Origin of the sequence: Pseudomonas sp. FP2309, assembly GCF_030687575.1 — a bacterium.
Lineage (GTDB): Bacteria > Pseudomonadota > Gammaproteobacteria > Pseudomonadales > Pseudomonadaceae > Aquipseudomonas.
Genome location: NZ_CP117439.1, coordinates 1601765 through 1615259 on the forward strand (window position 1 = coordinate 1601765; position 13495 = coordinate 1615259).

A 13495-nucleotide genomic window follows, 5' to 3' on the forward strand; every position below is an offset into this window, starting at 1 on the left:
TAAAAACCTAGGAGTTTAGGGCTTGAATCTAACAAGCGATTTTTTTAGCCGTTACTACTTAATTTAAGAGTGCTCGATTTCAGCTTACGTCGTAATCGCTGTAGGTGCATTTGCTGGTGACTGACCGCTTATGGCCGATTTCTGCCGCTAGTGACGGGCAGCAATCGGCCAGAAGCGGTCATTTATACGCGTCTACCAAGTTGGCATTCAGAACGGCGCGACAGGCTAGAACCCACTATTCAGTGCAGTCGTCCTGTAAATCGCTCTTCAGGGGATCCGGCAGCTAAAACGGCTTCGGCTTTTATCAGCGTGCCATCGAAATCTGTCGGCTTATCCAGCCCTATCCGTGCGCTGGTGCTGTACAGCGTTGCATAACCGGGGCCCCCTAATACTGGGCAAGTGGTCTGAACACACGGGGATTCGATCACACGGTCAACTCTGCCGTCTGGCGCGTACCGCACCACCCTGCTGCCGCCCCATTCGGCATTCCAGAGAAAACCCTGCGCATCAATACAAGAACCGTCTGGAGCACCCTGACCGTTGACTGTAGTGAATACACGCTGGTTTTCCAGCGACGGGTAATCGCAGCAGAAAATGCATCCTTGCAGGGAGTCCGCGTAATACATGGTGGAACCGTCCGGGCTAAAACAGATGCTGTTCGGGATCGCCACTGCGGGAAGGTCCAGAGTTTCTGTCTCGAGCGCTGCCGCGTTGAGCCGATGAAATCTGCCTATGGTTTGCACCTGCTCACCGGCGTCCATTGTGCTGAATACAAAGTTGCCCATGCGGTCGCAGCGGCCATCATTGATCCGGGTTCCTGGCACGCCAGGGGTGGCTGTGATTTTGCTGAAACGACCAGTACTCAGGTTGCAATAACCCAGGCAGGAGGCCAATCCCATTAGCAATACGTCTGCATTTGTCGTAAGGGCAAACGATCCCAGCGGCTCCGGCAGTGACCAGCGCTGCACTTCACCGCTAAAGGGGTCCAGAGCAAGCAACTCGCAGCCGGGGATATCGGTCCAGAACAGGCGTTCGGTTCTTTCACACCAGACAGGGCACTCGCCAAGAAGACTGGTGGTGCCGGTTAGGGTTTTAAACATGGTTGCGTCCTACGAAACAGGATGGGGCAAACAAGGCAGTCAGTTGGAGAAAAGCGCTGACCACCTGTCACCGAACAGGGCGATGGCCAGTCCTGCGAGCATCACCATCGACCCGGCCAACTTGATGAGAGACACCGGCCTTTCCGATGCCCCCATCAATCCGAAATGATCGATAACCAGTGAGGAGATAATCTGCCCTGCGATAGCGAGGCCCAGCAGGGCTGACAGGCCGATTTTTGGCGCAAGCACCACATAACTAAGCAAGGCACCGGCACCCAGCAGACCGCCCAGCAGGCTCCACCAGGGCTGGGCAGGTATAGCCGCCAGTGAGGCCACTATCCCGCCACGCATCAATGAAAAGACGCCCAGGAACACCGCTCCGGCAGTAAATGAGAACAGCGCCGCCGCTACGGAATCTCCACCCACACCTTTAGCGAGTTGACCATTCAGCGTGGTCTGCAGGGTAATGCCAAGCCCCGCGGCGATGGCCAGCAGGTAGTAAGCTGCGTTCATTTCGCGCCTCCTTACTTGGCTGACTCAAGCGGCATGAATGTCTCGGCAAAAATATCCGGCTGGTAGCCTGCGGCAGCAAACAGATGCTCACGGGATTCGTCGATTGCTGCACGCAGCCTTTCGCTGTCCACGCCCAGCACCTTGCCGCCGCGCTTGACGATGCGCCCGCCAATCATGACCGTGTCGACATTGCTGCGTTCGGCCGCGTGTACCACGGTGCCGAATGCGTTACCCGACGGGTAAAGGTTGATGTCCTGCGCATTGATAAGGATCAGGTCGGCCTGTTTGCCGGGGGTCAGGGTGCCGACTTTGTCCTGCAATCCTGCACAGGTGGCGCCGTCAAGAGTGGCGGCTTTGAGCAGGCCATGAGCCGGCAGGGTCACCGGATGATGCTCTGCGCCGCAGCAGCGCTGCTGGTGCATGCCCATGACGCGTTGCAGGTAGAACGCCACCCGCATCTCCATGAACATGTCACCGCTGTAGGAGGTTTCGTTATCGACACTCAGCCCCGGGCTGATGCCGTGACGCTGGGCCGACTGCATGGCGAACATTCCATCTTCAATGCCGTAGTGGGCATCTGAACGCGGGCATACGTTGACCCGCACGCCAGCCTCGCGAATGATTTTCCAGCCGGCGTCCGGCAGCGCTGTGCAGTGGTTGAAGATGTTGTCGGGGCGCAGCAGACCCTCGCGATGCAAACCCTCCAACTCAGCTGCCATGTCCCCGCCGAAGAATTCGGTAATGATCGGCAGCCCCAAGCGCCGGGCTTCAGCCCATAGCTCAGGCTCCAGCTGCGCCATTACCGCCAGCGAGAGCAGCGGGTTGTCAACGTTCTTGACGTATTTCCCCTGGAGACGCTCCAGGTTGCCGGGCCAGTGGGCTTTGTCCCACTCACCAGAAACTGGCGCACCGGAGGCGTGTACAGACCGGATACCAGCATCGAGCAGCGCCTCGACCGCGGCGTCGGAGTGCGCGCCGGTGCGGCTGTTGTGCGAGTTATCGACCACGGTCGTGATGCCCGCATCGATGCACCCCAATGCAGTCAGTAGATTGCCGATATACATGTCAGCCGGGCGATAGTATTTGGCGAACGAGAAGTGCGTTGCGTTGCAGTAGTCTTCCAGGGTTTCGGCATTCGGATTGATTCGACGCAGTTGGCCCTCCCAGGAGTGACGATGCGTATCGACCATGCCGGGCATGGCAATCATGCCGGATGCCTCGATAACCATAGCGTCGCCGGCCTCGATGTTTTCACCTATGGCCGTGATGGTGCTGCCTTCGATAAGGATATCGCCGCGCGCCAGATTGCCGATATCACCGTCCATGCTCAGCACAGTGGCGCCGCGGATAAGGGTGCGGGCGGCCGGAGCGGCCGGGGCCTGCACAATGCTGCGGTTATATTCAGCCATTTTCTGTACACCTCTTCAAATTTCGTTGGAAGCAATGTACGCAATGCGATACTGCGGGAAAAAGATGGTTAAACTGTTTTTATTATTCAATATCTACGAATAATAACGACTTTACCCGATCACTGCTTTGAGGCTGCTAACAGTCATGGACCGTATTCAAGCGATGCAGGTTTTCGTACGTGTGGCTGAAGCAGGAAGCTTTATCCAGGCGGCGCAGACGCTCTCTCTGCCGGCCTCGACAGTTACCAGCAGCGTCAAAAATCTTGAGAAGTACTTGCAGGTGCGCCTGCTGAACAGAACAACGCGTCGGGTCAGCCTGACCTCTGAGGGCGCACAATATCTGGCGCAATGCCGGGAAATATTGGAGCTGATCGAACACACAGAGACCAGCCTGACGGATTCCGTAAAACGGCCACAGGGGCGTTTGCGTGTCGATATGCCGGGTGGCATTGCACACTTCATCGTCATGCCAAACCTGCAAGACTTCTACAGGCGCTACCCGGATATCTACCTGATGATAGGCGTCAACGATCGGCAGGTTGATCTAGTTCAAGAGGGTGTCGATTGCGTTATTCGTACAGGCGAGCTCGATGACTCAACGCTCGTTGCGCGCCCACTCGGTCGGTTTCGGTGGGTAACCTGTGCGTCTGCCGCCTATCTCGAAGAGAACGGCACTCCGCAAAATCCGCAAGATTTGTCTCACCACCGGGCCATCCATTACTTCTCGGGCCGCGCAAGGCAAGCAGGTGAAATGCGCTTTGCCCGTGGTACCGAAAAAATCTCAGTCCCGGTGAACGGCACAGCGGCCGTCAACGAGACTGGGCTTTACATCAAAATGTGCCTTGAAGGCTTCGGGCTGGTGCAGCTCGCTGAGAATGTGGTCAGCGAGCATCTGCGAGAAGGGCGACTGGTCGAAGTGCTTGCTGGCTGGCAGCCCGCATCGGTTCCTGTGCACCTGCTATACCCGCATCAGCGCTTTTTATCGCCAGCTGTGAGCGCATTCGCTGACTGGATTGCTGGGCTTGTTCGCGAAGATGATTCAGCAGATTCAAGTTGAACGTTGCGCCCGGCCAGCATGCCGGTGAATGCGCCGACTACGGAGATTGCGGCTGTGATCAGCAGCGGTGCTGTCCAGCCACCGGTCCAGTCGTGCAGTTGGCCCAGTAGCAATGGGCCTGCGGCTGCCATCAGGTAGCCGACGCACTGCGCCATTCCTGAAAGTGCCGCCGTGTCACCGGCATTTTTTGTGCGCAAGCCGATGAAGGTCAGGCCGAGCATCATGCTGGCACCAGAGCCGAAGCCCAAGACCGCGGCCCACAACATGGCGTAGTCTGGCGCGTAAATGAGCCCGATCAGGGATGAGGCGGTTAACAGGCTGACGGTAGCGGCTGCCAGTTTCTGGTCTTTGAGACGGCGAAGCGTGGCCGCCAGAATCAAGCCGGGAATGGCCGTGGTCAGTTGAAGCGTGCCGTGTACCGTGCCTGCTTGCTCCGGGGATATGCCATGGTCCATCAGAATGGTCGGCAGCCAGCCGACGGCGACATAAAAAGGCATCGCGTTCAGCCCCATGAACAGTGTGACCTGCCATGCCAGCGGCGAACGCCAGACGGCCACGGTTGGCGCTTGTTTCGGACCTGACAGATTTACGTGTTCGTGTTTTTTCAACTGCGGCAGCCACACCACCAGCGCCAACAACGGGGCTGCGACCAACAAACTCAGGGCAATCGGCCATCCCCATGATTGGGTCAGCGGAATTATTACGGCTGAACCGACAGCGCCCGCTGCACCCATCGTGATGGAATAAGCGCCGGTCATGGACGCCATTTTTGTCGAGAAGTCGCGTTTGATCAGGCCGGGCAGCAGCACGTTGCCCAGGGCGATCCCAGTGCCTATCAATATCGTACCGCCGTACAACGCCCACGCGCTGCCTGCGGAGCGGAGCAGGATGCCCGCTGAAATGACCAACAGTGCAGCGAAAAGCGTGCGCTCGATGCCGAACCTGCGGGCGACCGATGCGCTGAGCGGGGAGAAGGCTGCAAAGGCAAGTAATGGCAGTGAAGTAAGCAGGCCTAGAGCTGAGGCGCTCAAGCCAAAATCATTCTGGATCAGCGGCAAAACGGGCGCGATGCTGGTAAAGGGAACGCGCAGGTTCACGGCGATAAGCAGAATGCCTGCGACGAGCGCGATGGCATGCCACTTGTTTTTTGTATCTGACATATTCTTTATCTGTCCTCTTAAAAGAAGACAACTGTAGAGAACTTCAGAACCGTCTAATATAGATATCAAGACACCTGATATCTAAATTATGCCAAGCTCAAAAAATGTCGTTTCCTCGCCGGAAGATTTCGATTCAGACCTTTTCGCCCAGGCAGCGATTGCCCTCAAGGTTGCGCCTGACCTCAATGATTCGGGTGCCCGTCCGCATGATCATCGCAAAGGCCAGCTCATCCTGTCTTTGCATGGCGCAGTGAGCTGTGAGGTGCAAAATGCACTCTGGTTTGTCCCTCCCCAGCACGCCGTATGGATCCCGGGCGGCACGCCGCACAGTTGCCGAGTGACCGAAAACGCCCGGACCTGCTTTCTGTTCGTTGAGCCCGGTGCGGCAGCCATGCCTGAAGAATGCTGCACGGTTGCCATTACGCCCCTTGTTCGGGAGATGGTCCTGCATCTCGCTGAACAGGAACCTGCTTACCATTCCGAGGGCAAGACAGCTCGGCTGGTTGCAGTGCTGCTTGAGCAGCTTTCCGATGCCCCGCTGAAAGAGCTGCATTTGCCGATATCAGACCACCCCAAGATCAAACAAATCGCGGATGCGCTCTTCTCAGATCCAGGCGACCGAACCACGTTGCGCGAGTGGGCCACTCGGCTTGCAACCAGTGAACGAACGCTGGCCAGGCTTGTAGAAAGCACGACCGGGCTGAGCTTCGGACGCTGGCGTCAACAATTGCATTTGATGATCGCACTGAGTCATTTGGCGGAGGGGGTATCCGTGCAACGTGTGGCGGGCATCCTGGGATATGACTCTGTTAATGCATTCATCACGATGTTCAAGAAAGCACTGGGTAAACCGCCTACTCAGTATTTTTCCTCTCTGCGCTAGTGCTCTGCTGGCTGATACAAAGCGCCGAGGCTGTAGAACGATCTGTCTGCTATTGGCCGATTGCTGCCTGCGAGCACCTTGCGCTGCTCGCGTTGGGATTACCGGCTGCAAACCTGAGATCGCTTAGGCTTGGCCGGAACTCGAGCCCTTGAGCTTGGCTAAGCCCTGTTTGATGTAGCCGGCGTTTTCACCGATCACGAACAGAGCACCACGTACGTTATCACCGACCTCGCTTAAGCCTTGCTTCTCGCTTTGGAGGGCCAGCTCCATCACGGCAGCTTCCAACGCAAGCTGATTGTCGTACATTCTTTCGAGCAAATCCGGTAATGAGTATTCCCCTGACATGTGCACTGCTCCGTCGAAAATAGCGAAGCATAGCAGTGGTCCGCCAGATTGCAGATTGCTTGGAAATAGCTTGCAGATCGGCCTCTCCGCGTTTTGCGATCAGCGATAGCGGTAAGGCTGCGTCCGATTTGTCATCGGACGACATGGGAACTCGAACTGTCTACGGTTTTGTGCATTGTGGCGGATGACACGCTTGCATTGAGTCTCGCAATGCGGCTTCCATATGCGCGCTCAGTCTTAGGGCAAATTTAGGGCAAAACTCAGGCCGCTGTAGACCGTTTCTGCCCTTGCCGTCCACCCAAAACACAATACAATTGCGGCCTGGAGCGGGGTGTGGGGTGTGCAGGTCGGGTTCGAATCCCTATCTCTCCGCCATTACACAGAAAAAGCCCCGTAGCTGAATAAGCTACGGGGCTTTTTCGTTTCTGTTGTCCGGCAAGCTAGCGCGCTCGGACCTTGCTGGTTTCTCTGACCGCAAACAGTAAACAGCGTACTGCTTCACGGTCCTGGTCCGACAATGAGCGGTAGTAACGTACCAGCCGCTCTTCCTCTCGATTGAGCTGGCGAGGTCGCAGGGACGTGTTGGGGGCGGTACGCAGTGGGGGAGGAAATGAGTCGTTTGACATGATCCTGATTCTTCACGAGATGAAGGGAGAAGTGGGCTTCTTGCCCTGAGCATCTCAATAGATAACGTTTATCGGGCAAATGGGCTCGTCATTTTTTGCTATTGCGAGCTTTTTCGGAAAGAGATGTCGGAAGTGGTTGGCAGAGGTGTAAGAGTAATCTTTCGATAGAGATAAAAAGACCCTCGATAGGGGAGTGGTTTTGTCAGTTTGATGTCCACGCTTCATTTCGTATGTGACACCTTTGGTGAGCCAGCAAGTGGAATAGAGTCAATCTGGACTGCTTGTGGGAAAATTCGCCAATGGCTTGTCGAAAGTTCCCGATCACGCTTCAGGGGCTAGCAAAGTTTGATTGAGATGTCTCATTCTGGCGATGAAGGACTTAAGTGCACGGTTTTTAGCACTTTGACCTCATGAAGTGGAATTTATGTACTTTGTTTTGGTGCATTGTGTAGCGCCAGTAGAGAACATGGGTTCCAGTCTTGCTGACTTTGCAGCAGTAACTGCTGTTGAAGAAGTACCTGGAGGAATGGGTCATGGCTTCGAATAGCTTTCAGAATGAAGTGCCTAAAGCACGTGTCAATATCAAGCTGGACCTGCACACCGGTGGCGCGCAAAGAAAAGTTGAACTGCCACTTAAGCTGATGGTGTTGGGTGACTACAGCAACGGCAAAGAACAACGCTCGCTGTCCGAGCGAAGCAAGGTCAGTATCAATAAAAACAATTTCGACAGTGTCATGGCTGAGTTCTCTCCTGGTGTGAAGTTTGCGGTGGCCAATACCCTGGCTCATGACGACTCAGAAGCCTCTGTCGAACTGAAGTTTCAACGCATGAAGGATTTCGAACCGGAGCAAGTCGTACGGCAGATCCCGCAGTTGCGAGCCTTGTTGGCCATGCGCAACCTGCTGCGCGATCTCAAGTCCAATTTGTTGGATAACGCCACCTTCCGCCACGAGCTGGAAAATATCGTGAAGGATGACGCATTGAGCGATGAGCTTCGCGCTGAGCTGGCTGCACTGGCGCCAAGCAACGATTGTTAATCTGCCTCGGTTCGCTTAAAAGGAAGTTATCAAATGTCTGTTGAAAGCTCTAACGTGCAATCGCGCGACGCTGTTGTGTTGTCTGAAGAAAGTAGCGGTGTCTACAGTTCACTGTTCAGTAAGATCAATTTGAGCCCGGTTTCAGAACTGGGGGATATTGACATGTTTCAGTGTACGGAAGCATTGTCGGAGGCTTCTGCCGATGAGCGGGTCACCGCTGCAGTCAGTGTGTTCTTGAAGGTGCTCAAAGAATCGTCGCAGAAAGTTGAGCGTCTGGACAAGACGCTGTTGGATGAGCACATCGCATCCTTGGATGTTCAAATAAGCCGCCAACTGGATGCGGTGATGCATCATCCAGACTTTCAACGTGTTGAGTCTATCTGGCGTGGCACAAAGTCGCTGATTGATCAGACCGACTTTCGTCAGAACGTGAAAATTGAGTTGTTGGATGTCAGTAAAGATCACTTGGTGCAGGACTTTGACGATGCGCCGGAAATTGCCCAGAGCGGTCTCTACGCGCATACGTACACCCAGGAGTACGACACGCCGGGTGGTGAGCCCATTGCCGCCGCCATTTCCAACTACGAATTCGATAACCAGCCGCAGGACATCACTCTGTTGCGCAATATTTCCAAGGTGGCTGCCGCGGCGCATATGCCATTCATTGGTTCCGTCGGGCCGGCATTCTTCGGCAAGAAAACCATGGAGGACGTCGCGGCTATCAAGGACATTGGAAACTATCTGGATCGTGCCGAATACATCAAGTGGCACAGTTTGGCTGCGAGCGATGATGCGCGCTATCTCGGTCTGCTCACGCCAAGGGTGCTGGGCCGTTTGCCTTACGGGCCGGACACCGCTCCTGTGCGCAGTTTCAACTATGGCGAAAGTGTCAAAGGGCCTGACCACGAGAAGTACCTGTGGGTGAGCGCAGCCTTCTCCTTTGCTGCAAACATGGTCAAAAGCTTCATTGCCAATGGTTGGTGTGTGCAGATTCGTGGGCCTCAGTCCGGTGGTGCGGTCACGGATCTCCCGATTCACCTGTATGACTTGGGCACCGGCAATCAGGTGAAGATCCCTTCCGAGGTGATGATTCCGGAAACTCGCGAGTTCGAATTTGCCAACCACGGCTTCATTCCACTCTCGTATTACAAAAACCGTGACTACGCGTGCTTCTTTTCTGCCAACTCGGTCCAGAAACCGGCGTTGTACGACACCCCTGACGCCACCGCCAACAGCCGCATCAACGCCCGCTTGCCCTACGTCTTCCTGTTATCGCGCATCGCTCACTACTTAAAGGTGATCCAGCGCGAAAACATCGGCACCACCAAAGACCGTCGTTTGCTGGAGTTGGAACTCAATAAATGGATCGGCGGGCTGGTGACCGAAATGACTGATCCCGGCGATGACCTGCAGGCCTCACACCCGCTGCGGGATGCGAAGGTGACGGTGGAAGACATCGAGGACAACCCCGGATTCTTCCGTATCAAGTTGTACGCCGTGCCTCATTTCCAGGTCGAGGGTATGGACGTGAACCTGTCGTTGGTTTCGCAGATGCCCAAGGCCAAAGCCTGACTCAGTCGTAGGGAACGATGCCATGAAAATCGATCGCCCTCTATGGGCTGCCGGGGCGCTGCTGTGCCCGCAGCAATTCCAGCAGCAGGCGCGCTGGGAGGCTTGGGCCAACGAGCAGCTCGCCCGTCTGACCCTGGCCCACCCCTGGGGTGTTCAGGTCGCAGGCTTTGACCTGGAGGCTTTGCGGCTGGGCAAACTCAAGGCGACCCAGTTGCGTGCGCGCATGCCCGATGGTACCTGGATCGACACTGAGCAAGTAGATCGCCTGCCTCCAGCCTTGGAGCTGGCGCAGCTGTTGGGTGATGACGATCACCACGCGTTGCTGCACTTGGCCTTGCCACTGGAGCAGGCCAATGGCAACAACTGCCTGTTTGAGGGCGGCAGAGTTGATCGCCCGATGCGCTATCGCCAGGCGTGGTGTGAGGTACAAGACATCTATGCGGATGAGGTTCAGACAATCGGTGTGATGGAGCACGCGCTGAGCCTGCGCCTGCATCGCGATGACAATGCTGATTACGTGACCTGCCCGATCGCGCGACTGGTGCGTGACGGGCAGGGCGCCTGGAGCCTCGACCCGGCCTATGTGCCGCCGTTGCTGAGCTTCGCTGCCCATGCCGGGTTGTTAAACCAGTTGGACAACCTGTTGACGCAGTTATCGGCCAAGCGGCAACGGCTGATGGGCATGCGCCGAGAAAGCAACCAACGCATGGCCGATTTTGCCGTGGCCGATGTGTCGCTGTTCTGGTTGCTCAATGCCTTGAATACCTATCAACCGGTATTGTCGGACCTTCAGGCGTTTCCCGCACGGCACCCCGAGCAGGTCTATCAGCAACTGATAAAGCTGGCCGGCAGCCTGCTGACGTTCTCATTGGAGCACGATGTCGACAAGATTCCAGCCTACCGGCACGAGTCTTTGGAGACTGTGTTCCCGCCTTTGATGCACACCATTTCCCTGTTGCTGGAAGCCAGCCTGCCGTCGCGGGTGATTGCTCTGGAGCTGGACGAGCAGGGCGCCAATCGCTGGCAGGTCACGCTGAACGACCCGCGCCTGCGCGAGCGTGAGGGGGCTGATTTTTATTTGTCGGTGCGTTGCCGATTGCCCGCCGCGCAGTTGCAGGACCAGTTCCCACGCCTGTGCAAGATCGGTACGCCTGACGAGGTCAATCACTTGGTCAACGCTGCACTCGACGGCGTTCCACTGCACTCTCTCAGCCATGTGCCGGCGGCGATTCCATTGCGCCTGGAGAACCAGTATTTCGCGTTGGACCTCGATCATTCCAAGGGGCAGGCGGTGCTGGACGAAGGGGTATGCGCTTTCTATGTGCCAAGCACTTTGGTCGACGTGAAGCTTGAACTGTTTGCGGTGCTGCGCTCATGAACCTGACTGCCTCCAAAGAACGCACAGCGGCGGCTGTGGATATTGATGCGCTGTTGCAGGACACCTACCTGCTGGTGGTCGAGTTGCGCCAGGGCGCCTCCGTGACGCGCAGCCAGGACCTGTCGCAACTGTGTGTCGAGCAGGTTGAGCACGTTCGGCAGCAGTTGAAAGTGTCGGGCCTGAGTCAGCGCAGCATCGACCACATCAGTCACGCTCAGTGCGCGTTACTTGATGAGACCGTACTCACTTGCGCCGAAGGTGACGAGCACGCCTCCTGGGCCAGCGGACCGCTGCAGACCAAGTTCTTCAATCGTCATCAGGCGGGTGAATTTCTGTATGAGGACATGCGCGAAGTCTTGCGCGAGCCCGCCCCGGATCCACATGTGCTGACGGCCTTTCAGCGGGTATTGATGTTGGGCTTTCGTGGACGCTACCGTGACCTGAGTGATCCTGAGCGCGAGCAGTTGTTGGTTGCTCTCGGTGCACGGACCACGCCGCTTAACGTCAGTCAAAGCTTGATAACGCAGCCGGGTGGCGGTGAGGTCATTGCAGGTTTGGCTTGGCTGCGATCACCGCTGATCCACATGGTGGCCGTGGGCTTATTGCTGACAGCCACCTGGTGGGGATTGGATCATCTGTTGAGCGACGCTGTTGCCTCGCTCTTGCCGGATCAGGGGTAAGGGCGAGATGACCTTGAACCTGCATCGAGCCCTTTGCCTGTGGGCGGGCGCTCTGACCTTCGCTTTGCTGGTCATCATTCCACTCGGCCTGTGGGTGCGAGCGTTGGGTGTGTTGATCACAGTGGCTTGTGTTGCGTGGGCCTGGGTACTGTTGGGGCGTCGTGTAGCCCAACGCCGTGCATTGGTTTCATCGGTTGATAACAGACTCCTGCCTGCGGCAGCCTTTCGCCATCCTGTCGTGCTGGTCTGCGGTGACGGCCAGGATGGCTTGTTCGGCAGGGTTCCGGCCGAACAAATGGCCTTGCGCGTAACCGAACAAGGTTGCTATATCCGTGTTCCAAGCCTGGAGCAACTGCTGGCCTTCACCGATGGGATCCTGGCGTTACGCCCAAGCTGGGGTGGGCAACTCAGTGTGATGTTCACCGTTAATCCCGGTGCGCACAGTGATGGTGCTGTACTCGCCGGTCAGGTGCGGGCCTTCAGTCACCAATTGTCTTTGGTACGTAAACGCGGCATTGCACTGCCGTTATTGCTGGTGAGCTACCTGCAAACCTCGCAGGGCGAGAATCCTTGGTTCACTTGGGTCAATGACCGGACTGACGTTCTTGTGCGGGATGCGGGTGCCTGTGTCAGCTTGGATCAGTGGCAGCAGCACAGCGCAGACTCCTCCGTACAGTCGGCGCGGATGCATGCCGGTGTACAACTGAACAGTCTCGTGGCCTGGTTGCACGCAGCGGTGCTGCCGTACCTTGCCACTCGGCGCTCCCCAGGGTTGGCGACGGTTTGTGCGGTCAGGCTCGTACCGGCTTTGCCCTGCGCCGCGCAGGGCAATCTGTGGCGGCAATGGTTGTGCAGTCGAGTGGCGCTGACTGACCGCCGATCAGCATCGAAGGATGCGGTTCTGCCTTTCCCGGATTCTCTACTCAACCTGCTCCCGCTCGGCCCGCTACGCACTCCTGTGCAGCGCGCAAGTGTCGCAGCCCTGTGGTTGTTTGCCCTTGCCGCTGCCGTGGCACTCGCAAGCTCGGCATGGCAGAACACCCTGCTGGTACGCCAAGTCAGTGATGATTTACGGCGTTATTCCGCCATTCCCCAGCCGACCCAGCGTGAGCAAAAAGAATTCCTCTGGCGTGAAGAGGCTGTGACCATTCTTCGTCAGGACGCCCAGCGTCTGGACGCGTACTACCGTCACGGCGCGCCCCCTGCATTCGGCTTGGGCCTGTATCGCGCAGAACGCCTTCGTGCGCCGTTGCTGGCGGTACTGGCCGCTCATGTTGAACCTGCGCCCGCTGCGGCCCCCGTGCGCATTGCCAAGCCGGTGCTGCTGGACAGTCTGTCGCTGTTCGCCACTGGCAGCGCCCAGCTCAAGCCGGGTTCGACAAAGATCCTGATCAAGGCGCTGGTCGACATCAAGGCGCAGCCAGGCTGGCTGATCGTGATCGCCGGGCATACCGATGCCACCGGTGATCCGCAGAACAACCTTCGCCTATCCCATGCCCGCGCCGCCGCCGTACATGCCTGGATGCAGCAGATGGGTGGCATTCCCGACAGCTGTTTTGCTGTGCAGGGCTTCGGCGCGAGCCAACCGATCACTGATAACGACACCGAGGCGGGGCGTGCAGCCAACCGCCGCGTTGATATCCGTCTGGTACCCGAGGCAGGTGCGTGCGCGCTCTCTACCGCCGGGCCGGACAGACAACCCCCTGTCGCATCCAGCGACATTTAAATTCCCGAG

Annotated in this window: 12 protein-coding genes; 7 read left to right on the plus strand and 5 right to left on the minus strand. The window is 57.1% G+C overall.

Translation table 11 applies throughout. The features are described from left to right. Positions 1–239: 239 nt before the first annotated feature. The 3 genes from PSH59_RS07365 to PSH59_RS07375 are packed head-to-tail and all read right to left on the minus strand — an operon-like array spanning position 240 to position 3022. Positions 240–1100 carry an SMP-30/gluconolactonase/LRE family protein gene (locus tag PSH59_RS07365; protein ID WP_122705739.1) on the minus strand — a complete coding sequence of 287 codons (861 nt, stop codon included), beginning with the start codon at positions 1098–1100 and terminating at the stop codon, positions 240–242. A 39-nt stretch (positions 1101–1139) separates the two neighbouring features. Further along, positions 1140–1613 carry a DMT family transporter gene (locus PSH59_RS07370; RefSeq protein WP_122705741.1) on the minus strand — a complete coding sequence of 158 codons (474 nt, stop codon included), beginning with the start codon at positions 1611–1613 and terminating at the stop codon, positions 1140–1142. 11 nt (positions 1614–1624) lie between these two features. Next, positions 1625–3022: an amidohydrolase family protein gene (locus PSH59_RS07375; RefSeq protein ID WP_040267290.1), complete on the minus strand. Its 1398-nt coding sequence runs from the start codon at positions 3020–3022 to the stop codon at positions 1625–1627. A gap of 145 nt (positions 3023–3167) precedes the next feature. Here PSH59_RS07375 and PSH59_RS07380 point away from each other — a divergent pair, with 145 nt between their 5' ends. Further along, positions 3168–4079: a LysR family transcriptional regulator gene (locus tag PSH59_RS07380; RefSeq protein ID WP_305394688.1), complete on the plus strand. Its 912-nt coding sequence runs from the start codon at positions 3168–3170 to the stop codon at positions 4077–4079. Here the strand turns inward: PSH59_RS07380 and PSH59_RS07385 are convergent. Next, a complete protein-coding gene (locus tag PSH59_RS07385; protein ID WP_305394689.1) occupies positions 3992–5239 on the minus strand; it encodes an MFS transporter in 1248 nt (415 codons plus the stop codon). The two genes, PSH59_RS07380 and PSH59_RS07385, sit on opposite strands and share 88 nt — an antisense overlap. Before the next feature lie 88 nt (positions 5240–5327). Between PSH59_RS07385 and PSH59_RS07390 the strand changes: the two genes are divergently transcribed. Next, positions 5328–6122: a helix-turn-helix domain-containing protein gene (locus tag PSH59_RS07390; protein ID WP_305394690.1), complete on the plus strand. Its 795-nt coding sequence runs from the start codon at positions 5328–5330 to the stop codon at positions 6120–6122. A gap of 123 nt (positions 6123–6245) precedes the next feature. Here the strand turns inward: PSH59_RS07390 and PSH59_RS07395 are convergent, their stop codons facing one another. Beyond that, positions 6246–6467: a hypothetical protein gene (locus PSH59_RS07395; protein WP_305394691.1), complete on the minus strand. Its 222-nt coding sequence runs from the start codon at positions 6465–6467 to the stop codon at positions 6246–6248. A gap of 1159 nt (positions 6468–7626) precedes the next feature. On the opposite strand from PSH59_RS07395, the gene tssB reads away from it, so the two are divergent. Genes tssB through PSH59_RS07420 form a run of 5 tightly spaced genes read left to right on the plus strand, consistent with a single transcriptional unit; the run spans position 7627 to position 13486 of the window. Continuing rightward, positions 7627–8130, plus strand: a complete 504-nt coding sequence (gene tssB, locus PSH59_RS07400; protein WP_248076937.1) for a type VI secretion system contractile sheath small subunit — start codon at positions 7627–7629, stop codon at positions 8128–8130. 33 nt (positions 8131–8163) lie between these two features. Next, positions 8164–9702, plus strand: a complete 1539-nt coding sequence (gene tssC / locus PSH59_RS07405; RefSeq protein ID WP_248076775.1) for a type VI secretion system contractile sheath large subunit — start codon at positions 8164–8166, stop codon at positions 9700–9702. Between the two features lie 22 nt (positions 9703–9724). Then, complete coding sequence (tssK, locus tag PSH59_RS07410; protein WP_305394692.1) at positions 9725–11080, plus strand: type VI secretion system baseplate subunit TssK; 1356 nt, start codon at positions 9725–9727, stop codon at positions 11078–11080. Next, positions 11077–11760, plus strand: a complete 684-nt coding sequence (tssL, locus tag PSH59_RS07415) for a type VI secretion system protein TssL, short form (RefSeq protein WP_248076770.1) — start codon at positions 11077–11079, stop codon at positions 11758–11760. The genes tssK and tssL overlap by 4 nt, the downstream gene beginning before the upstream one ends. 7 nt (positions 11761–11767) lie before the next feature. Beyond that, positions 11768–13486, plus strand: a complete 1719-nt coding sequence (locus PSH59_RS07420; RefSeq protein WP_305394693.1) for an OmpA family protein — start codon at positions 11768–11770, stop codon at positions 13484–13486. Positions 13487–13495: the final 9 nt, after the last annotated feature.